Origin of the sequence: Duganella sp. CT11-25, assembly GCF_047302815.1 — a bacterium.
Taxonomy (GTDB): domain Bacteria; phylum Pseudomonadota; class Gammaproteobacteria; order Burkholderiales; family Burkholderiaceae_D; genus Rugamonas.
In genome coordinates this window covers 3913628-3935432 of sequence record NZ_JBKBFD010000001.1, presented here as the reverse complement: position 1 = coordinate 3935432, position 21805 = coordinate 3913628, and the positions used below count along the sequence as shown (strand labels likewise).

General features: G+C 65.0%; 17 protein-coding genes. 12 read left to right on the top strand and 5 right to left on the bottom strand.

Features of this window, described 5'->3' with window-relative positions; translation table 11 throughout:
- The first annotated feature begins 95 nt into the window (after nt 1-95).
- The 6 genes from ACEN9F_RS16875 to ACEN9F_RS16850 all read left to right on the top strand — a co-directional run bounded on the left by ACEN9F_RS16875 (nt 96) and on the right by ACEN9F_RS16850 (nt 9723).
- Nucleotides 96-824 carry a response regulator gene (locus tag ACEN9F_RS16875; RefSeq protein WP_413421499.1) on the top strand — a complete coding sequence of 243 codons (729 nt, stop codon included), beginning with the start codon at nt 96-98 and terminating at the stop codon, nt 822-824.
- A complete protein-coding gene (locus ACEN9F_RS16870) occupies nt 821-2176 on the top strand; it encodes an ATP-binding protein (RefSeq protein WP_413421497.1) in 1356 nt (451 codons plus the stop codon). Before ACEN9F_RS16875 ends, ACEN9F_RS16870 begins: the two co-directional genes overlap by 4 nt.
- A 149-nt stretch (nt 2177-2325) precedes the next feature.
- Nucleotides 2326-3507: an efflux RND transporter periplasmic adaptor subunit gene (locus tag ACEN9F_RS16865; RefSeq protein ID WP_413421495.1), complete on the top strand. Its 1182-nt coding sequence runs from the start codon at nt 2326-2328 to the stop codon at nt 3505-3507.
- Between the two features lie 3 nt (nt 3508-3510).
- The gene (locus ACEN9F_RS16860) at nt 3511-6672 is read left to right on the top strand and encodes an efflux RND transporter permease subunit (RefSeq protein WP_413421493.1); all 3162 of its coding nucleotides are present in this window, start codon (nt 3511-3513) and stop codon (nt 6670-6672) included.
- A 73-nt stretch (nt 6673-6745) separates the two neighbouring features.
- On the top strand, nt 6746-8647 hold the full coding sequence (locus ACEN9F_RS16855) for an FAD/NAD(P)-binding protein (RefSeq protein ID WP_413421491.1): 1902 nt from the start codon (nt 6746-6748) through the stop codon (nt 8645-8647).
- Between the two features lie 176 nt (nt 8648-8823).
- Nucleotides 8824-9723, top strand: coding sequence for a hypothetical protein (locus ACEN9F_RS16850; protein WP_413421489.1), 900 nt, complete (start codon nt 8824-8826; stop codon nt 9721-9723).
- Nucleotides 9724-9758: 35 nt separating this feature from the next.
- On the opposite strand, the gene hemB is transcribed toward ACEN9F_RS16850, so the two are convergent.
- On the bottom strand, nt 9759-10772 hold the full coding sequence (gene hemB / locus ACEN9F_RS16845; RefSeq protein ID WP_413421487.1) for a porphobilinogen synthase: 1014 nt from the start codon (nt 10770-10772) through the stop codon (nt 9759-9761).
- A 26-nt stretch (nt 10773-10798) separates the two neighbouring features.
- Entirely contained in the window at nt 10799-11527 is a 729-nt protein-coding gene (gene yihA, locus ACEN9F_RS16840; protein WP_413421485.1) for a ribosome biogenesis GTP-binding protein YihA/YsxC, read from the bottom strand.
- A 148-nt stretch (nt 11528-11675) separates the two neighbouring features.
- On the opposite strand from yihA, the gene ACEN9F_RS16835 reads away from it, so the two are divergent.
- The 5 genes from ACEN9F_RS16835 (at nt 11676) to ACEN9F_RS16815 (ending at nt 17429) form a co-directional block, all read left to right on the top strand.
- Nucleotides 11676-12356: a c-type cytochrome gene (locus ACEN9F_RS16835; RefSeq protein ID WP_413421483.1), complete on the top strand. Its 681-nt coding sequence runs from the start codon at nt 11676-11678 to the stop codon at nt 12354-12356.
- 105 nt (nt 12357-12461) lie between these two features.
- Entirely contained in the window at nt 12462-14564 is a 2103-nt protein-coding gene (locus ACEN9F_RS16830) for a cytochrome c biogenesis protein ResB (RefSeq protein ID WP_413421480.1), read from the top strand.
- A gap of 39 nt (nt 14565-14603) precedes the next feature.
- Entirely contained in the window at nt 14604-15770 is a 1167-nt protein-coding gene (ccsB, locus tag ACEN9F_RS16825; protein WP_413421478.1) for a c-type cytochrome biogenesis protein CcsB, read from the top strand.
- Between the two features lie 67 nt (nt 15771-15837).
- A complete protein-coding gene (msrP, locus tag ACEN9F_RS16820) occupies nt 15838-16818 on the top strand; it encodes a protein-methionine-sulfoxide reductase catalytic subunit MsrP (RefSeq protein ID WP_413421476.1) in 981 nt (326 codons plus the stop codon).
- A complete protein-coding gene (locus tag ACEN9F_RS16815; protein ID WP_413421474.1) occupies nt 16818-17429 on the top strand; it encodes a sulfite oxidase heme-binding subunit YedZ in 612 nt (203 codons plus the stop codon). The genes msrP and ACEN9F_RS16815 overlap by 1 nt, the downstream gene beginning before the upstream one ends.
- A gap of 67 nt (nt 17430-17496) precedes the next feature.
- Here the strand turns inward: ACEN9F_RS16815 and lysA are convergent, their stop codons facing one another.
- On the bottom strand, nt 17497-18774 hold the full coding sequence (gene lysA, locus ACEN9F_RS16810; protein WP_413421472.1) for a diaminopimelate decarboxylase: 1278 nt from the start codon (nt 18772-18774) through the stop codon (nt 17497-17499).
- A gap of 4 nt (nt 18775-18778) precedes the next feature.
- Nucleotides 18779-18961: an LPS translocon maturation chaperone LptM gene (gene lptM / locus ACEN9F_RS16805; RefSeq protein ID WP_413421470.1), complete on the bottom strand. Its 183-nt coding sequence runs from the start codon at nt 18959-18961 to the stop codon at nt 18779-18781.
- Between the two features lie 39 nt (nt 18962-19000).
- Between lptM and cyaY the strand changes: the two genes are divergently transcribed.
- A complete protein-coding gene (cyaY, locus tag ACEN9F_RS16800) occupies nt 19001-19330 on the top strand; it encodes an iron donor protein CyaY (protein ID WP_413421468.1) in 330 nt (109 codons plus the stop codon).
- A 49-nt stretch (nt 19331-19379) separates the two neighbouring features.
- On the opposite strand, the gene ACEN9F_RS16795 is transcribed toward cyaY, so the two are convergent.
- Nucleotides 19380-21737 carry a penicillin-binding protein 1A gene (locus tag ACEN9F_RS16795; RefSeq protein ID WP_413421466.1) on the bottom strand — a complete coding sequence of 786 codons (2358 nt, stop codon included), beginning with the start codon at nt 21735-21737 and terminating at the stop codon, nt 19380-19382.
- Nucleotides 21738-21805 lie beyond the last annotated feature (68 nt).

Sequence of the window (21805 nt, the reverse complement as noted above, 5' to 3'; positions counted from 1 at the left end):
AGTTTTTGTATCCAGATGTTTCGTCCCTAGGGGGATATACAAGACGATACAATTGGTGATTGGTCACGCGTGGCCGAACTGGGGATAATTGGCACATGGAACCCACATCTACTATTCTGATCGTCGACGACGATCGCGACATCCGCACTTTGCTGGCCGACTACCTGGAATCGAACGGCTACCGCGCCCTGTGCGCGGCCGATGGCACGGCCATGTGGAAGCTGCTCGATGAAGCCCGCCCGGACCTGGTCGTGCTCGACCTCAACCTGCCGGGCGACGACGGCCTGACGCTGTGCCGCAAGCTGCGCGCGCACTCGACCCTGCCGGTCATCATGCTGACCGCGCGCAACGAACCGCTGGACCGTATCCTCGGCCTGGAGATGGGCGCCGACGACTACCTGCCGAAACCGTTCGAGCCGCGCGAGCTGCTGGCCCGCATCCGCAGCGTCCTGCGGCGCAGCAACGCCATGCCGTCCGGCAGCGGCGCCGACAAGGCGCAGCAGATGCGCTTCTCCGGCTGGACGCTGGACCTGACCGCGCGCCACCTGCTCAATCCGGACGGCATCGTCATCATGCTGTCGGGCGCGGAATTCCGTCTGCTCAAGGTCTTCCTCGAACACCCGAACCGCGTGCTCAACCGCGACCAGCTGCTGAACCTGACGCAAGGCCGCGACGCCGATCCGTTCGACCGCTCGATCGACATCCAGATCAGCCGCCTGCGCCAGAAGCTGGGCGAGGATGCGCGCCTGCCGCAAATCATCAAGACGGTCCGCAACGGCGGCTACGTGCTGGCCGGCCAGGTCACCGTGGAGCCGCAAGCGTGAAAGCCTTCCTCGGTTCGATGACCGGGCGCGTGTTCCTGGTCCTGCTGCTGGGTATCGTCGCTTCGGCGGCGCTGACCCAGTGGCTGGCCGTGGGCGAACGCACGCGCGCGCTGGAGCGCTACCGCGACTTCCATGCGCTGGAACGGGCCGAGCAATTGATCACCACCGCCGACGTCATGCCGGACAGCGCGCGCCCGACCTATCTGGCCGCCACCAGCCGCGGCACGGTGCGGCTGGAAGCGACCGACATGCCGGTCGCGACCGCGCTGCCGCCGACCGATTTTTCCACCTCGCTGCAGCAGCGCCTGGGCGAGCGCTACAAGCTCGGCCCGCTGGACGAGCACCCACCGGCCTGCGACCTGCCGCGCCAGAGCAGCAACATCTTCGCGCCGACCCAGTGGCGCGGCACCTGCGAAACCATGAACGTGCAGCTGCACGACGGCCAGGTGCTCAAGCTGTCGGTGCTGCCGCCGCGCCCGCCGCCGCCGTCCACCCATAGCGAACTGCTGGCCATGCTGCCTTTCCTGCTCAGCATCGCCTTCCTGGCCTACCTGGTCACGCGCATGACCATGCGGCCGCTGAAGCAGCTGGCGCAGGCCGCCAAGGACCTGGGCAACGACATCAACCACCCGCCGGTGGTGCTGAGCGGCGCGGCCGAGATCCGCCAGGCCAGCGCCGCCTTCAACGCCATGCAGGCGCGCATCCGCCAGCACATCATGCAGCGCACGCAGATGCTGGCCGCCATCACCCACGACCTGCAGACGCCGCTGACCCGCCTGCGCCTGCGGCTGGAAAAGGTCAACGACGCCGACCTGCAGCAGCGCCTGATCGACGACCTGTCGGCCATGCAGCAGATGGTCAAGGAAGGCTTGGACCTGGCGCGCAGCATGGACACCACGGAAACCATGCAGGCGCTGGACCTGGATGCGCTGCTCGACAGCGTGTGCAGCGACGCCACCGACGGCGGCCAGCAGGTCGAACTGCGCGGCCGCGCGGCGATGGCGCTGATGGGCCGGCCGCTGGCGATCCGCCGCTGCCTGGTCAACCTGATCGACAACGCGGTCAAATATGGCCATTACGCCAACGTTACCGTCGAGCGCATGGTCGGCGCGGCCCGCATCCGCATCCGCGACGGCGGTCCGGGTATTGATCAAGATCAAATGGCGCGCGTGTTCGAGCCGTTCTACCGCATCGAGACATCGCGCTCGCGCGAGTCCGGCGGCACCGGCCTGGGGCTGACCATCGCCCGCAATATCGCCGAGCAGCACGGCGCCAACGTCATGCTGTCCAACCATGCGGACGGCGGCCTGGAAGTGACGCTGATCGTGCCGGAGTACTACGCCGGCCACTAGCCGATTGTGACCACTTCATGACCAACACTGGTCGATAAAAAACCGTCTGGCGGTAGCAACGACGCGGTTTTTCGCACAAATACTATGCGACAATGTTCCGCCTTATGCACGGCGGCAATATTTTTCAGCGGCAAAACCTAGTTCAAAAAATGAAAAAATCTTCCTTAGCATCTCTGGTCGGCGCGGTCGTCGTGGTCGGCGGCGGCATCTGGTATCTGACCCACGGCGCACCGGCCCATGAAGCCGGCGGCAAAGCGCTGAACGGCAACGGCCCGCAAGGTCCGACCACGGTCAGCATCGTCGCGCCGAAACGGCAGGATGTGCCGGTCACGCTGCAGGCGAACGGCACCGTCACGCCGATCAGCACGGTGGACCTGCATCCGCAAACCACCAGCACCATCGCCAAGGTGCACATCAAGGAAGGCCAGTTCGTCAAATCCGGCGAGCTGATGTTCACGCTCGACGACCGCAGCGAGCGCGCCAACGTGGACAAGGCGCAGGCCCAGGTGGCGCGCGACCAGGCCTCGCTGGCCGACTACGAGCGCCAGTACAAGCGCGCGCTGGAACTGCTGGACAAGAAATTCATCGCCCAGGGCGCGGTCGACACGCTCAAGAGCCAGGTCGATTCGGCGCGCGCGCTGCTCAACGCCGATATCGCCGCCGCCCGCGCGGCCGGCGTCGACGCCAGCTACACCGTGATCCGCGCGCCGATGAACGGCCGCGTCGGCGCCATCAACGTCTATCCGGGCAGCCTGGTGCAAATGGCCACCTTGCTGGCCACCGTCACCCAGCTGGACCCGATCACCGTCGCCTTCACCTTGCCGGAATCGGCGCTGTCCGGCCTGATGCAGGCGCAGCAGGACGGCATGGTGCCGGTCACGGTCGCCACCGGCGGCGGCGAGCAGCAGATCAGCGGCAAGCTGAGCTTTATCGACAACACGGTCGACCCGGTGGCCGGCGTGATCCGCGTCAAGGCCCAGTTCGACAACAAGGACACCAGGCTGTGGCCGGGCCAGTACGTCAACACCCAGCTGGTCTCGCACATCATAAAAGATGCGATGGTGATCCCGCAAAACGCTATCATTAGCAATACCCGCGGCACCTTCGTCTACGCGGTTGATACGGACCAGTCCGCAAAGGTGGTCAATATCAAGCGCTTGCATGGCTTTGGCGACAGTGCCGCCGTGTCCGGATTGAGCGGCAATGAACAAATCATCGTCGACGGCAAGCAAAACCTGCGGCCGGGCGGCAAGGTGCGCATCGCCGGGGCCGACAAGCCTGCCGATGCCAAGATTGGCGACAAGGTTAGTGACACTAAGCAGAAGGGCTAAGCGATGAACCTTTCAGAGTTGTGCATACGGCGTCCGGTGATGGTGGTGCTGCTGTCGCTGAGCCTGATCCTGGCCGGCGTGCTGTCCTACTTCTACATCCCGGTCGCGGCGCTGCCGAGCTATAACACCCCGGTCATCAACGTCTCGGCCGACCTGCCGGGCGCCTCGCCCGACACCATGGCGTCGTCGGTCGCCTTGCCGCTCGAAAAGCAGTTCTCCACCATCGCCGGCCTGTCGCTGATCACCTCGACCAACACGCTGGGCAATTCCTCGCTGACCTTGGAGTTCGATCCCAGCATCAACGTCAACGAAGCGGCGGTCGACGTCCAGGCCGCGCTGCTGCGCGCCCAGCGCCAGTTGCCGATCGAGATGACCGACCTGCCGTCCTACCGCAAGGTCAACCCGGCCGACGCGCCGGTGCTGTTCATGACCATGAATTCGCCGTCGCTGACCTTGGCCGAGCTGAACGACTACGCCGAGAACCTGATCGCGCCGAGCCTGTCGACCCTGCCGGGCGTGGCGCAGGTCTCGGTCAACGGCCAGAAGCGCTTCGCCGTGCGCATCCGCGCCAAGTCGGACCTGATGAACGCGCGCAACCTGACGCTCGATGAACTGCAGCAGGCGATCAAGTCGGCCAACGCCAACACCCCGCTGGGCATCCTGGACGGTCCGAGCCAGACGCTGACCATCCAGGGCAACGCCCAGCTGATGAAGGCGTCCGACTACGCCAACCTGATCATCGCCCAGCGCAACGGCGAGCCGGTGCGCCTGAAGGACGTCGCCGACGTGCAGGACAGTTTCCAGTCGATCAAGGCGGCCGGCAGCTACAACGGCGAGCGCTCGATCGTGCTGCTGGTGCAGCGCCAGCCGGACGCCAACACCGTGCAGGTGGTGGACGGCGTGCGCCGGCTGTTGCCGCAGTTTAAGGCGCAACTGCCGGCCTCGATCAACATCAACCTGGTCAACGACCGCTCGGTCTCGATCCGCGAAGCGATCCACGACGTCAACCTGACCCTGCTGCTGACGGTCGGCCTGGTGGTGATGGTGATCTTCCTGTTCCTGCGCCGCGCCGCCGCCACCTTCATCCCGGCCATCACGATGCCGATCTCGCTGCTGGGCGCGCTGGCCCTGCTGTACGCCTTCGGCTACAGCCTGGACAACGTCTCGCTGCTGGGCATCACGCTGGCGGTCGGCCTGGTGGTCGACGATGCGATCGTGGTGCTGGAAAACATCGTGCGCCACATCGAGATGGGCAAGAAGCCGTTGCAGGCCTCGCTGGTCGGCGCCAAGGAGATGGGCTTCACCATCATCTCGATCTCGGTCTCGCTGGTGGCGGTGTTCATCCCGATCTTCTTCATGCCGGGCGTGATCGGCCTGATGTTCCACGAATTCGCCGTGGTGGTGGCGCTGTCGGTGCTGGTGTCGGCGGCGGTGTCGCTGATGCTGGTGCCGATGCTGGCCAGCCGCCTGCTGCCGGCCGACGCCATCGATCCCGAGCACGACAAGGGCGGCTTCATCGGCCGCTGGTTCGAGGCCGGCTTCAGCGCGCTGCGCAACTTCTACGCCCGCACGCTGGACGTGGCGCTGCACCACCGCTACATCGTGCTGGCGGCCGCGCTGGGCACCTTCGCGCTGACGGCGGTGCTGTACATCACGATACCGAAAGGCTTCTTCCCGGAGGAAGACCTGGGCCAGATCCGCGTCAGCACCGAGGCGTCCGAAGACATTTCCTCGTCCTCGCTGATGGAGTTGCAGGACAAGGTGGCGGCCGTCATCAAGGCCGACCCCAACGTGCAGGACGTGACCTCCTTCGTCGGCGGCGGCAACACCGGCCGCATGTTCCTGGTGCTCAAGCCGCGCGACCAGCGCAAGAAGATGCCGCAAGTGCTGGACAGCCTGCGCAAGGCCACCAAGCAGGTGGCCGGCATCGCCGTCTACCTGAGCCCGGTGCAGAATCTGCAGCTGGGCGGACGCCAGTCCAAGAGCCGCTACCAGTACACGCTGCAATCGGTCAGCCCGGGCGCGCTGAACGAATGGGCGGACAAGTATATGGACCGCATGCGCGCCGACCAGGACTTCCGCGACGTCACCAGCGATTCGCAGAACAAGGGCCTGCAAGCGTCGCTGAAGATCGACCGCGACAAGGCCAACAACCTCGGCGTGGCCATCGGCGACATCCGCACCGCGCTGTACCTGGCCTTCGGCGAGCGCCAGGTGTCGACCATCTATTCGCCGGCCGCCAGCTACTACGTGATCCTGGAAGCGGCCGACGCCGACCGCCAGTTCGACAGCGCGCTGACCAAGATCTCGGTGCGCAACAAGACCGGCCAGCTGGTGCAGCTGTCCAGCTTTGCCTCGGTGGAGCGCACCATCGGCCCGACCGCCGTCAACCACCAGGGCCAGCTGCAGGCGATCACGCTGTCGTTCAACCTGGCGCCGGACGTGCCGCTGGGCACGGCCACCGCCAAGATCGACCAGTGGGCGGCCGACATGCATCTGCCGCCGTCGATCATCACCAACTACGGCGGCGACGCGGCGGTGTTCCAGAGCTCGCAGGGCAGCCAGCTGATCCTGATCATCGCCGCGCTGGGTGTGATCTACGTGCTGCTGGGCGTGCTGTATGAAAGCTATATCCACCCGCTGACCATCCTGGCCGGCCTGCCGTCGGCCGCGGTCGGCGCGCTGATCACGCTGCGGCTGTTCAACCTGGACCTGACGATGATCGCCATCATCGGCATCCTGATGCTGATCGGTATCGTCAAGAAGAACGCCATCATGATGATCGACTTCGCGCTGCACGCGCAGCGCAACGAAGGGCTGACGCCGGAGGTGGCGATCCGCCAGGCTTGTATCCTGCGCTTCCGCCCGATCATGATGACCACCATGGCGGCGCTGATGGGCGCCTTGCCGATCGCGCTGGGCCTGGGCGCCGGCGCCGAGCTGCGCCAGCCGCTGGGCCTGGCCGTGGTGGGCGGCTTGATCTTCTCGCAAGTGATCACGCTGTACATCACGCCGGTCATTTACCTGTTCCTCGACAAGTACAGCGGCACCGGGCCGATGAGCGACGACGCCATCGCCGCCGACGCCCTGGCCGCCGAGCCGCCGCAGTTGCACGAAGGTGTGCACGCCGTGCCGCTGAAAGCCGTGAACATTGTCAAGCATTGAGCGGTGACAAGCTGATCTGAAGGTTGCCTCTTTATCATAGACAAGTTGGCTATGATAAAGAGGGCGATCGAAGATGAAACGCTACAGTGTCACCATCATCGGCATGGGCCCGCGCGGGCTCAGCGTGCTTGAGCGCATCGCCGCCATCGCCGGCAGCCGGCAACTGCTGCTCGACATCATCCTGATCGAACCCGGCGAATGCGGGCCGGGCGTGCATGCCGCGCGCCAGCCGCAGCATCTGCTGATCAACACCCTGGCCAGCCAGGTCACCATGTTTCCCGCCGCCGGCGCCGTGCAGCATGCGCCGGTGTGCGCCACGCCGTCGCTGACCGCCTGGGCCCGCCAGCAGGGCTACCGCCGCGTCGGCGAGCGCTACTACCCGCTGGGCGATGCCGGCGCCGGCGCCGGCATCGGCGACGCCGACTACCTGCCGCGCAGCCTGCTGGGCGCATACCTGGCCTGGGTCTACCAGCAGATCGCCGCCGCGCTGCCCGCCTGCGTGAGCCTGACGCATCACCGCCTGCGCGCCTGCGACCTGTGGCAGCAGCCGGACGGCCGCAGCGCCATCGAGCTCGACAGCGGCTACATCGTGCTCAGCGATTTCGTGTTCCTGACGACCGGCCACGGCGCCAGCCTGCCCGGCGACCTCGACGCCTGGCTGGCCAAGTTCGCGCAAGACCACGCGCGCTACAACAGCCGGCTGGCGTTCGTGCGCCAGGTCTATCCGCTGGACCAGCTGGTGCGCATCGGCGCCGACGCGCGCGTGGCGATCCAGGGCCTGGGCCTGAGCGCGCACGACGTGCTGGCCGAGCTGACGGTGGGACGCGGCGGCGCCTTTGTGCGCCTGGAGGACGGGCGGGGCGGCTTGCGCTACCAGCGCTCGGGGCGCGAACCCAGGCTGACGCTGTGCTCGCGCAACTGCCTGCCGTACGCGGCGCGCGGGATCAACCAGAAGGGCCTGGACGGCCGCCACCAGCCGCACTACTTCACCCCGGATGCGGTGGATGCGCTGCGGCGCCAGGCGCTGGCCACGCGCGGCAGCCGCCAGCTGGATTTCGACCGTGAACTGCTGCCGCTGCTCAAGCGCGAAATGGCGTATGTGTACCGCCGCGCGCAGGATCCCGCCATGCCGGACGACCCGGCCGCCTTCCAGCTCGGGGCCGGCGACGCCGCGCTGATCGACGCGCTGCTGTTTCCGCTGCAGGACCAGCAATTCGCCACGCTGGAGGCGTTCCGCCAGTTCTTCACCGGCTGGCTGGCGGCCGACCTGGCCCAGGCCCGGCTGGGCAATGTTGCCAGTCCGGTCAAGGCCGCCACCGACGTGCTGCGCGACGTGCGCGCCACGCTGCAGGCGGCGATCGAGCACGGCGGGCTGACGCCGGCCTCGCACCGCAAATTCCTCAACGTCTACCACCCGGCCATCAACCGCGCGGCGTTCGGGCCGCCGCTGCGCCGCAACGAGGAGCTGCTGGCGCTGCTCGACGCCGGCGTGGTCGAGCTCCTGTCCGGTCCTGGTTGCACGGTCGACATCGATGAGAACGATTCGACCTATGTGCTCACCACCAAATTTGCCGGCGGCGTCGAAAAACGGCCGGTCGACGCCCTCGTCATCGCCCGCCTGGACGGCTTTTTTCCCGAAACCGAGACATCCTTGCTCATCCGTAATGTGTTAAAACGCGGCCTTGCGCGGCCGTACTACAACGGCGTCTTCCACCCCGGCGGCATCGATATCGACCACGCCAGCCAGCCGCTCAATACCCAGGGCGAGCCGTCCCGCAACATCTGGGCGCTGGGCTATCCGGTCGAGGGCGCGCACTACTACACGCACGCCCTGCCGCGCCCGCAGATGCGCTCCCGGCAGGTGCTGGACGCCGACCGCTGCGTCATCGCCATGTTCGCCCAGATGGCCGACTATCCCCATCCCGGCGCCCACCGCCGGCCCGCCGCCGCGGTCCAATCCCATGCCACCTTGTAAAGCCTCGGATACATACGGTAACACCCGTCAAGACCCGAAAATTGTAAAGTGGACACCCTGAAGCGCGCGCGCCCGTCGGCCGGTGCGCTATCATGCCTTGCGGAGCGGTTCCCAAAATTGCGGGACTCTGGCACTATGGCCCCATTTTGACGACTTCGTTCCACAAGGTTTGTATCTTGCACCACGATTCCCACATCCTTACTGCAAATTCCGAATATTGCGAAACTTGCGGCCAGCGTTTGCCGGCGGCGGGGGAGGGCTATGCCACGTGGGACCGCAAGTCGAAATCCAACCGCATCGGCATCGGCATTTCCATCGCCTTGCACCTGATCGGCGTGCTGTACTACCTGCTGTCGCCGTCGCCCAAGCCGGTGATGCCGACCAAGTCCAAGGGCGGCCAGATGGTCTATATTGCGCCGCTGCCGGAAAAGGTCCCCAACAAGCCGCAGCCGAGGAAGCCCGAGGTGGCCAAGGCCGCCAAGCCGCCGCCGCCGCGCAAGCAGGTGGTGACGAAGGATGCGCCGTCCGCCATCCGGCCCAAGCTGGAAACCTATGTGCCGCCGGTGCAGGCCACGATGACGCCGCCGCCCGAGGCGGACATGTCGGAAATGATCGCCAAGCGCCGCGCCGCGCGCGAGGCCAACAATCCGCAACCGGCGCCGCCGGCCCCGGCCGAGACCGCGGACGAACGCGCCAACCGCATCGCCAAGGCCAACATCGGCCGCGCGCAGGGCGGCAATAACGGCGCCGACAAGGACGACACCGGCGGCATCTTCTCGGTGGACAAGAGCTTCCACAGCGCCGAAGTCAAGTTCCGCGGCTGGAACACCAACTTCAAGCGCCGCTGGCTGCAGCAGATCCACGTCGAGCAGGGCGCCGAGCAGGATATCGAGACAGCGGTGGCCAAGGAAATGGTCAAGATCATCCGCAAGGAAAAGCAGGGCGACTTCGAATGGGAATCGCGCCGCCTGGGCAAGGTCGTGACGCTGAGCGCGCGCAAGGAAGACGAGAAGGAACTGATCGCCTTCCTGCTCAAGGAAATGTTCCCCGAATACACGCGGGGCGCTGGTCGATAAACATCGGTGTCAGTGCCGACATTCGGACACCGGGGTTATCTGGCTTTGAGCAGTCGCGCGACGTCGAGCGCGAAGTAGGTCAGCACGCCGTCGGCGCCGGCGCGCTTGAAGGCCAGCATCGATTCCATCATCACCTTGTCGTGGTCGAGCCAGCCGTTTTGCGCGGCGGCCTTGAGCATCGCGTATTCGCCGCTGACCTGGTAGGCGAACGTCGGCACCTTGAATTCATCCTTCACCCGACGGACGATGTCCAGGTAGGGCATGCCCGGCTTGACCATCACCATGTCTGCCCCCTCGGCCAAGTCCAGCCCCACTTCGCGCAGCGCTTCGTCGCTGTTGGCCGGATCCATCTGGTAGGTGTTCTTGTCGCCCTTGCCGAGGTTCTTGGCCGAGCCGACCGCGTCGCGGAACGGGCCGTAGAAGGCCGACGCGTACTTGGCCGAGTACGCCATGATGCGCGTATGGATGTGGCCCGCCGCCTCCAGCGCGGCGCGGATGGCGCCGATGCGGCCGTCCATCATGTCCGACGGCGCCACCACGTCCACGCCCGCTTCCGCGTGGCACAGCGCCTGGCGGATCAGCATGTCGGTGGTGATGTCGTTGATCACGTAGCCGTTGTCGTCGATCAGGCCGTCCTGGCCGTGGCTGGTGTACGGATCGAGCGCGATGTCGGTCAGGATGCCCAGTTCCGGGAAGGCTTGCTTCAACGCCCGCACCGCACGCGGCACCAGGCCGTCGGGATTGGTGGCTTCGATGCCGTCCGGGGTTTTCTTCGCCACGTCGATGACCGGGAACAGCGCCAGCACCGGGACGCCCAGCGCCACGCATTCCTCGGCCACCTTCAGCAGCAAGTCCACCGACACCCGCTCCACGCCCGGCATCGACAGCACCGGCTCGCGCTGGTGCGTGCCTTCGAGGATGAACACCGGATAGATCAGGTCCGAGGCCGTCACCGCGTTCTCGCGCATCAGCGCGCGGGAGAACGGGTCGCGGCGCATGCGGCGCATGCGGATGGCAGGGAATTGGGCGGCGGCGTGTGGCTTGCTCATTACGGGGGGATTCCTCAATCTGAAGGTTATTTTTCGTCCGGCTCGACGTCGTCTTCCATCTCGATCAGCTCGACCTGGGCGGCGGCCTCGTCGTCGGTGACGCCGGCCAGCGCCAGGATCTTGTCGTTGGCTTCCTCGATGCCGATGCGCTTGAGCGCGGAGAACAGTTGCACGGTGAACGGGAAACCTTCGCCGTCCTCGTCGACATAGCTGTCGAGCTTGGCTTTTGCCTGGCGCAGCACGTTGACCGATTCGTTGCGGTTCAATTTGTCAACCTTGGTCAGGATGCAATGAATCGGCTTGCCGGTCGGCGCGAACCATTCCAGCATCTGGATGTCCAGGTCGGTGAACGGGCGGCGCGAATCCATGATCAGGATCAGCGCGGCCAGTTGCTCGCGGCGCTGCACGTAGTCGCCCAGCAGGCGCTGCCAGTGCAGCTTGGCCGAACCGGACACTTCCGCGTAGCCGTAGCCCGGCAAGTCGACCAGCAGGCACTCGATTTCCGCGACGATGGTCGGGTCCTTGCGGTGCTGCGCCACGTGGGCGCCGCCGATCGAGAAGTAGTTGATGTGCTGGGTCCGGCCCGGGGTCTTGGAGGCGAACGCCAGCCCTTTCTGGTTGCACAGGATGTTGATGGCGGTCGATTTGCCGGCGTTGGAGCGACCTGCAAAGGCGATCTCCGGCACCTGGGTGTCGGGCAGATCGCGCAATTGGTTGACGGTCGTAAAGAAGCGGGCTTGCCAGAGTTTGGACATGGGATGGGGAAAAATGCAACAAAATGGAGCAAATATGCTGGAAAGCTATTGTACAATGAGTGGTTGCGAAGTGCTGCCATGCATATTTCGTGCTAGGGTGGACGATAGGTTCAAAAAAATCTTTTTAGACTAGTCTCAGGGTGCTTGAATGAATAGTGTGTTTTCACCGTTTGTAAAATCCTTGCTCGTCGGTCTGCTGGCCGTTGCCGCCACCGCCGTTGCCGCCGAAGAGAAAAAGCCTGCCCACGCCGAAGCCGCCGCGCCGAAAATCGACGCGGCCAAAGGCGGCACCCTGTACACCGACGGCGACGCCGCGCGTGGCCTGCCGGCCTGCGTTTCCTGCCACGGCGCCGGCGGCAATTCCACCATCGCCGTCAATCCGAAACTGTCCGGCCAGCACGAAGGCTATCTGTACAAGCAGCTGGTGAACTTCACCACCGCCGACCGCAACCAGGCCGTGATGACCACCTACGCCAAGATGCTGAGCGACGAAGAGAAGCACAACGTCGCAGCCTGGCTGGCGACCCAGGCGCACAAGCCTGGGGCCGCCAAGAACAAGGACACGGTTGAGCTGGGCAAGAAGATTTATCGCGGCGGCATCGCCGAGAAAAGCGTCCCGGCCTGCGCCAGCTGTCACGGCGCCGGCGGCGCCGGCATCCCCGTGCAATATCCGCGCATCGGCGGCCAGCACCAGGATTACACGGTGGCCCAGCTGAACCTGTTCAAGGCCAAGGGCCGCAAGAACAGCGCCGAGATGACCACCATCGCCATGCGCATGTCGGACGATGAGATGAAGGCCGTCGCCGACTACGTGGCCGGCCTGAAATAAGTTACACCGGGTAGTCCGGCCAATCCGAGAAGGGCGGCAGCGCAAGCATGCTGCCCTTTTTGTTGTATGCTGCCGGCTGCCTCCCTTTTTTGAGATTCCCAGCGCATGAGCAGCCCCAGCACCACCGGCATCCAGCTGAAAACCCGCCGCCCCATCGTCGGCGAAATCGTCGAACTGATTTCCTCCATGCGTTTCGCCATCGCGCTGCTGGCGATGATCGCCATCGCCGCCGTGATCGGCACGGTGATGAAGCAGGGCGAGGCCAGTTCCAACTACCTCAACCAATTCGGCCCGTTCTGGTTCGAGGTGTTCCGCATGGCCGGCCTGTACACCGTGTACTCGGCCTGGTGGTTCCTGCTGCTGATGACCGCGCTGGTGACCTCGACCACGCTGTGCATCGTGCGCAACGCGCCCAAGATGCTCAAGGACATGCGCAGCTGGCGCGAGAACGTGCGCGAGCAGTCGCTGCTGAACTTCCACCACAAGATGCAGTGGCGCTCGCCGCTGGCGCGCGCCGCGCTGGCGCAGCAGACCGCGGCCCGCCTGGCCGACGCCGGCTACAAGGTCAAGCTGGTGGAGAAGGAACACGGCACGCTGCTGGCCGCCAAGCAGGGCGCGGCCAACAAGTTCGGCTACATCTTCGCGCACTCGGCCATCGTGGTGATCTGCATCGGCGGCCTGCTCGATTCGGACATCCCGATCCGCCTTCAGGAATGGTTCTTCGGCAAGGTGCCGTTCGCCGGCAGCGGCCTGATCTCGCAAGTGCCGCCGCAGCACCGCCTCGGCACGTCCAATCCCACCTTCCGCGGCAACACCATGATTCCGGAAGGCGCGTCCAGCGACACCGCCATCCTGGCCCGCCCGGACGGCGTGCTGATCCAGGAACTGCCGTTCACCATCAACCTGAAAAAATTCACCATCGACTTCTACTCGACCGGCATGCCCAAGCTGTTCGCCAGCGAGGTCGAGGTCCGCGACCACGCCACCGGCGAAGTGGTCAAGGCCACCATCGAAGTCAACAAGCCCCTGCTGTACAAGGGCCTGGCGGTGTACCAGTCCAGCTTTGAAGACGGCGGCAGCAAGCTCAAGCTGACCGGCTTCCCGATGAACGGCACCGACACCAAGCGCTTCGAGATCGGCGGCGAGGTCGGCGGCGCCACGCCGCTGAACGACGCCTACACGGTGGAGTGGTCGGGCTTCCGTCCGTTCAACGTGGAGAACGTCGGCGCCTCGCAGGATGCGCGCGCCGTCACCAAGGGCCAGAGCCTGGAAGAGCAGTTCGCCTCCAGCCTCGACAAGCACACCGGCTCGGCCGGCAAGAACGCCAACAACAAGGATTTGAAAAACGTCGGCCCGAGCGTGCAGTACAAGCTGCGCGACAAGACCGGCCAGGCGCGCGAATACCAGAACTACATGCAGCCGGTGACGGTGGACGGCGCCACCGTGTTCCTGGCCGGCATGCGGGCCAATCCGTCGGACAACTTCAGCTTCCTGCGCATCCCGGCCGACGACGCCCACGGCGTCACCGAGTGGATGCGCCTGCGCGCCGCGCTCAACGACGCCGGCCTGCGCGCCGCCGCCGCCAGGCGCTACGCCGAGCGCGCCACGCCGCAGGCCGGCAGCTCCGACGTGCTGCGCGGCCAGCTGCAGGCGTCGGCCGAGAAAAGCCTGACCATCTTCGCCGGCGACGACAAGGCGGCCGGCTTCGTCGCCATCTCGCAGTTCCTGGAAAAGGTCCCGGCCGCCGAGCAGGAAAAAGCCGCCGACGTCTTCATGAAGATCCTCAACGGCAGCCTGTGGGACCTGTGGCAGGCCGCGCGCGCCAAGGACGGCCTGGAGCCGGTCAGCGCCGACGAGAACCACGCGCGCTTCCTGCAGCTGGCCACCAACGCGCTGTCGGACGTCTTCTTCTACGGCGCGCCGGTCTATCTGCAATTGGACGACTTCACCGAGATCAAGGCCTCGGTGTTCCAGGTCACGCGTTCGCCGGGAAAAAATGTTGTGTATTTGGGCTGCCTGTTCCTGGTACTCGGCGTATTCTCGATGTTTTACATCCGCGAGCGCCGCCTGTGGGTCTGGATCAAGGATGAGGCCGACGGCGCCGCGCCTGGAACCGAGGCGCTGATGGCGATGAGCACCCAGCGCAAGACGCTGGACTTTGAGCGCGAATTTGAGGTATTGAAGGAAAAGCTGCCACAGGCAAGTTAATATACTTTAATATATTGCCATATTGCAACACCGGAGAACATGATGGAACTGACGCAATCCCCGCAAACCCAGCAAAAATATAGCCAGGCGCCCGGCTACTTCAAGCGCCTGAACGCGGCCGACTGGCTGTTCGCGCTGGCGCTGCTGGCCGGCGCGGTGTTCGGCCTGAACCGCTACCACCACAATATGGACATCTACGAGCAGGCCATCCTGCTGCTGGCCGCGCCGACCTTCGCCGCGCTGGGCTGGCACTGGAAGCCGGTGCGCTGGCTGATGCCGCTGGTGGCGCTGCTGACCTTGTGGGCGATCTCGATGTACGCCGGCCAGCTCGACATGGGCAGCAAGAAGTTCTGGCTGCGCATGATGCTGTCGAGCCAGTCCGCGGTGCTGTGGATGAGCGTGATGTTCTGCATCTCCACCGTGTTCTACCTGATCGGCCTGGCGGGCCGCTCGGACTCGGCCTCCAGCATCGGCTCCAAGCTGTGCTGGGCCGCCGTGGTGCTGGGCTGGACCGCGATGATGGTGCGCTGGTACGAGTCCTACCTGATCGGCGCCGACGTCGGCCACATCCCGGTGTCCAACCTGTATGAAGTGTTCATCCTGTTCTCGCTGATCACCGCCATGTTCTACCTGTACTTCGAGCAGCGCTACGCCACCCGCCAGATGGGTCCGTTCGTGCTGCTGGTGATCACCGCCGCCATCGGCTTCCTGTTCTGGTACACCACCTCGCGCAATGCGGCCGACATCCAGCCGCTGCTGCCGGCGCTGCAAAGCTGGTGGATGAAGATCCACGTGCCGGCCAACTTCATCGGCTACGGCAACTTCGCCCTGGCGGCCATGGTGGCCTCGGCCTACCTGCTGAAGACCTCGGGCTACCTGAAGGACCGCCTGCCGTCGGAGGAAGTGCTGGACGACGTCATGTACAAGGCCATCTCGGCCGGCTTCGCCTTCTTCACCATCGCCACCATCCTGGGCGCGCTGTGGGCGGCCGAGGCTTGGGGCGGCTACTGGTCGTGGGACCCGAAGGAAACCTGGGCGCTGATCGTCTGGCTCAACTACGCGGCCTGGCTGCACATGCGCCTGATGACGGGCCTGCGCGGCCGTCCGGCGGCCTGGTGGGCGCTGGTGGGCCTGCTGGTGACCACCTTCGCCTTCCTGGGCGTGAACATGTTCCTGTCCGGCCTGCATTCCTACGGCAAGTTGTAAACATAAGTTTAAGTTTGACTTCGGAAGATTGGTGTAAGGTTGAGCCTTCACTTCTTTCGGAGTCAGCATGTTGATCAAGCGCAGTCCCAACGGCATCGAGTTGCCGTTCTCATCGGAAATCACGCCGCGCGGCGTGTACGAATCGCGCCGCAACTTCATGAAGCAGATCGCCATGGGCGCCGTCGGCAGCGCCGCGCTGCTGGAGATGGCCAACCGCGAAGCGTTCGCCCAGGGCGGCGGCAATCCCAAGCTGGCCGCCAGGCTCAACCCCGCCTACTCGGCGCTGGACAAGCAGACCCCCTACAAAGACGCCACCAGCTATAACAACTTCTACGAGTTCGGCACCGACAAGAGCGAGCCGGCGATGTACGCCAACACGCTGAAGACGCGGCCGTGGACGGTCGCCATCGAAGGCGAGGTCAAGAAGCCGATGACCTTGGACATCGACGCGCTGCTGAAGCTGGCGCCGCTGGAAGAGCGCGTGTATCGCCTGCGCTGCGTCGAGGGCTGGTCGATGGTGATCCCGTGGATCGGCTATTCGTTCTCGGAAATCATCAAGAAGGTCGAGCCGACCGGCAACGCCAAGTACGTCGAATTCATCACCTTGGCCGACAAGAAGCAAATGCCGGGCGTCGGCAGCCGCGTGCTGCAATGGCCGTACACCGAGGGCTTGCGGATCGACGAGGCCAACCATCCGCTGGCGCTGCTGACCCTGGGCATGTACGGCGAAACGCTGGCCAACCAGAACGGCGCGCCGGTGCGCATGGTGCTGCCGTGGAAGTACGGCTTCAAGTCGGCCAAGTCCATCGTCAAGATCCGCTTCGTCAAGGAGCAGCCGCGCACCTCGTGGAACCTGTCGGCGCCGAACGAATACGGCTTCTACTCGAACGTCAATCCGGATGTCGACCACCCGCGCTGGTCGCAGGCGTCGGAGCGCCGCATCGGCGAAGACGGCTTCCTGGCCCGCAAGCGCAAGACGCTGATGTTCAACGGCTATAACGATGTCGCGCCGCTGTACGCCGGCATGGACTTGAAAAAATTCTACTGATGGCGTTCAATCCGACCGCGCGGCAGGTCAGCTGGATCAAGGCCGCCATCTTTGTGCTGGCGCTGGTGCCCTTGCTGCGCATGGTCTACCTGACGCTGACCGGGCAGCTGGTGGAGCCGCTGGAGTTCATCACGCGCGGCACCGGCGACTGGACCTTGTACTTCCTGTGCATCACCCTGGCGGTGACGCCGCTGCGCCGGCTGGGCAAATGGAACTGGCTGGTCAAGCTGCGCCGCATGCTGGGGCTGTATGTATTCTTCTACGGCCTGCTGCACTTCATGACTTTCCTGTGGTTCGACCATTTCTTCGATGTGCAGGAGATGTGGAAGGACGTGCTGAAGCGGCCGTTCATCACGGTGGGCTTCATCGCCTTCGTGCTGCTGATCCCGCTGGCGGCGACCAGCACCAACGGCATGGTCAAGCGGCTCGGAGGCAAGCGCTGGCAGTGGCTGCATCGCGTGATCTACGTGATCGCGCCGCTGGCGATCCTGCACTTCTGGTGGATGAAGGCGGGCAAGCACAACTTCACGCAACCGATCATCTTCGGCACGATCCTCGGCGCGCTGCTGCTGATGCGCCTCTACTGGGTGCGCAAGAAGGCCGCCGCGTAAGCCAGCGTTTGCGCATGAAAAAAGCCGCCGGCGGTGAGGCGGGCGGCTTGCGCTTTGCTTGCGCTGCTTACTTGATCAGCGATTCCAGCGCGTACAGGTCTTGCGGCTGCTCGCGCTGGCGCACCAGGTGGCAGACGTCGCCGTCGACGATGATCTCGGCCGCGCGGCCGCGCGTGTTGTAGTTGGACGCCATCGTCATACCATACGCGCCCGCCGTATGCATCACCAGCAGGTCGCCCGCCTCCACCGCCAGCGCGCGGTCGCGCGCCAGCCAGTCGCCCGATTCGCAGATCGGCCCCACCACGTCATACGCCCGCGCCTCGGCCTGGCCCCGCACCACCGGCTGCATGTCCATCCACGCCTGGTACAGCGCCGGACGCGCCATGTCGTTCATCGCCGCGTCGACGATGCAGAAGTTCTTCTCTTCGCCGTGCTTGATGAATTCCACCTTGGTCAGCAGCACGCCGGTGTCGCCGACGATCGAGCGGCCCGGCTCGAAGATCACCTTGATTGCCTTGCCGTCGTGGTGCGCGGCGCGCCAGGCGTCGATGCGGGCGAACAGGCGGCCCAGGTAGTCGCCCACCGGCACCGGCGGCGCTTCGCCCGCCTCGCCGTAGTTGATGCCGATGCCGCCGCCGATGTCCAGGTGGTGCAGCACGATGCCTTCCTCGCCCAGCTTGTCGATCAGTTCGATCAGGCGGTCCAGCGCTTCCAGCAGCGGCGCGTCGTCCAGCAATTGCGAGCCGATGTGGCAGTCGATGCCGGCCACTTCCAGGTGCGGCAGCTTGGCGGCCGCGCGGTAGGTGTCCAGCGCGTCGTCGAAGGCCACGCCGAACTTGTTGGCCTTCAGGCCGGTGGCGATGTAGGGGTGGGTCTTGGCGTCGACGTTCGGGTTGACGCGCAGCGAGATGCGCGCGGTCTTGCCCATGGCGCCGGCCACGTCGTTCAGGCGGTGCAGCTCGGGGATCGATTCGACGTTGAAGCACAGGATGTCGTGCGACAGCGCCAGGCGCATTTCGTCGACGCTCTTGCCGACGCCGGAGAAGATCACCTTGCCTGGATCGCCGCCCGCGGCCAGCACGCGCAGCAGCTCGCCGCCGGAGACGATGTCGAAACCGGCGCCCTGGCGCGCCAGCAGGTCGAGGATGGCCAGGTTGGAGTTGGCCTTCATGGCGTAGCAGACCAGCGCGTCGCGGCCGGCGCAGGCGTCGGCGTAGGAGGCGAAGTTGGCCAGCAGCTGGGCCTTGGAATACACATAGGCCGGCGTGCCGAACTGCTCGGCGATCGCGCTCAGCGAGGCGTTTTCGGCGTGCAGCACGCCGTCTTTATACGAAAATTGCGACATAAGATTATTGTTGAGGAGCTGGAGTGGTGGTCGGAGGCGTGGTCGGGGCAGGGGCGGCGCCGCTCTTGGCGGGCTTGGCCGCTGGAGGCTTGGGCAGGTAAAGCGGGCCGGGTTGGCCGCAGCCGCTCAGCAATACGGTCAGGCTCAGGGTCGCTGTGCCGATAAACAAACGGAAAGTGGACTTCACGATAAAATCATGGATTGAGTATAGATATTGGAGTGTAGCATGGGCGAATCAGAATTCCTGGCGCAGGCCGAGGCCACCCTTAGTGCCATCGAGGCCAAACTGGACGACTTGAACGACGAGGACATGCTCGACGTCGAGTGCAGCCGCAGCGGCAATGTGCTGGAAATCGAGTTTATCGACAATGGTTCTAAGATCATCGTCAACAGCCAGGCCGCGATGCAGGAGCTGTGGGTGGCGTCGCGCTCGGGCGGCTACCACTACAAGCAGCGCGACGGCCAGTGGATCAATACCCGCGACGGCTCGGAACTGTTCGCCGCGCTGTCCGAGATGGTCAGCGCCCAGGGCGGCAGCCCGGTGCACCTGGGCTGATTCCCGCTGCGGCCGCACGGCGGCCTTGGCCGTCGCGCGCGCACCGGGATCAGAACAGCTCGTTTTTCACGGCATCCTTGGCTTTTTCCTCGGCCGGCGTGCCCTGGCTCGGGCCGTCGAGGTTGTGCACCCCGGTGCCCGGCGGATTCTCCGCATAGTAGTACTCGTCGCCCACCAGCATCACGCCTTCCGGCACCGCCCGCTCCTCGATCGGGATATTCTTCAGCGCCTTCTGCATGTAGTTGATCCAGATCGGCAGCGCCAGGCCGCCGCCGGTCTCGCGGTTGCCCAGGTTCTTCGGCTGGTCGTAGCCGATCCAGGCGATGCCCACCAGCTTGGGCTGGTAGCCGGCGAACCAGGCGTCGATCGAATCGTTGGTGGTGCCGGTCTTGCCCGAGATGTCGGGGCGCTTGAGCGCCAGCGCCTTGGTCGCCGTGCCGAAGCGCACCACGTCCTTGAGCATGCTGTCCATCAGGAAGGCGTTGCGCTCGTCGATCACCCGGTTCTTCTCGTCGCCGGCCAGGTCCGGATTGGCCTGCGACAGGATCTTGCCGTCGGCGTCGGTCACCTTGGAGATCAGGTAGGGGCTGACCTTGTAGCCGCCGTTGGCGAACACCGCGTAGGCGCCGGCCATCTGCAGCGGCGTGACGTTGCCCGCGCCCAGCGCCAGCGTCAGGTAGGGCGGGTTCTTGTCGGGGTCGAAGCCGAAGCGGGTGGTGTATTCCTGGCCGTACTTGGCGCCGATGCGGTGCAGGATGCGGATCGAGATCATGTTCTTGGACTTGGTCAGGCCCTTGCGCATGGTCATCGGACCATCATACTTGCCGTCGTAGTTCTTCGGCTCCCAGGCCTGGCCGCCGGTCTGGCCGGCGTCGAACGAGATCGGCGCGTCGTTGATGATGGTGGCCGGCGACAGGCCGCGCTCCAGCGAGGCCGAATAGATGAAGGGCTTGAACGACGAGCCCGGCTGGCGCCAGGCCTGGGTCACGTGGTTGAACTTGCTGCGGTTGTAGTCGAAGCCGCCCACCATGGCCTTGATCGCGCCGTCGGTGGTGCTGGCCGCGACGAAGGCCGATTCGATCTCCGGCATCTGCGTCACTTCCCAGTCCTTGCCCTCCTGCATGACGCGGATCACCGCGCCACGGCGGATGCGCTTGTTCGGCGCCGCCTTCTCGGACAGCCACGAGCGGCCCATCTCCAGCCCCGGGCCGGTGATCTTGATTTCCTCGCCCGAGGCGGTCACGGCCGTGATCAGCTGCGGCGTGGCGGCCAGCACCATCGCGGCGACGATGTCGTCGCTGTCCGGGTGGTCGGCCAGCTCGGTCTCGATGGCGTCGTCGGCCTCTTCCTTGTTCTGCGGGATGTCGATATACGCTTCCGGGCCGCGGTAGGCGTGGCGCCGCTCGTAGTCCATCACGCCCTTGCGCAGCGCCAGGTAGGCGGCGTCCTGGTCGGACTTGGTGATGGTGGTGAAGACGTTCAGGCCACGCGTATAAGTGTCTTCCTTGAACTGCTCGTACACCAGCTGGCGCGCCATCTCGGCCACGTACTCGGCGTGCACGCCGAACTCGCTGCTGTCGGTCTTGACCTTGAGCTGCTCGGCCTTGGCGGTTTCATACTGCTTGTCGCTGATATAGCCGAGGTCGTGCATGCGCTGCAGGATGTACTGCTGGCGGGTGCGCGCGCGCTTCGGATTGACCACCGGGTTGTAGGCCGACGGCGCCTTCGGCAGGCCGGCCAGCATGGCCGCCTCGGCCACGCTAATGTCCCGCAGATTCTTGCCGAAATAGATTTGTGCGGCCGACGAGAAGCCGTAGGCGCGCTGCCCCAGGTAGATCTGGTTCATATACACCTCGAGGATCTGGTCCTTGCTCAGGTTCTTTTCGATCTTCCAGGCCAGCAGCACCTCGTAGGCCTTGCGCTTGAGCGTCTGTTCGCTCGACAGGAAGAAGTTGCGCGCCACCTGCTGGGTGATGGTCGAGGCGCCCTGCTTGGCGCCGCCGGTCGCATTGTGCAGGGCCGCGCGCAGGATGCCGGTGTAGTCGACGCCGCCGTGCTCGTAGAAGCGGTCGTCCTCGATCGCCAGCACGGCTTTCTTCATGACGTCGGGGATGTCCTTGATGCGCACCAGGTTGCGGCGCTCTTCGCCGAATTCGCCGATCAGCACGTTATCGGCGGAGAAGATCCGCAGCGGCATTTTCGGCCGGTAGTCGGTCAGCGTGTCGAGCTCGGGCAGGTTGGGATAGGCCATCGCCAGGCCGAACACCACCAGCAGCAGCGCCGTCAGGCCCAGCCCGACCACGGTCAGGCCGGCCATGAGGAAGAAGCGCGAAGGTGGTTTGCCCTTGGATTTGGCCGCGGCGTCGGCGGCGGTCGATGGTGGAGGTGCCGAATTGGAAGAAGCCATGCAGTTCGATCTTTCTGTCTTATGTACCTGGATTATGTACGCGAATCATTATAAGCGAGCGTTCAAGC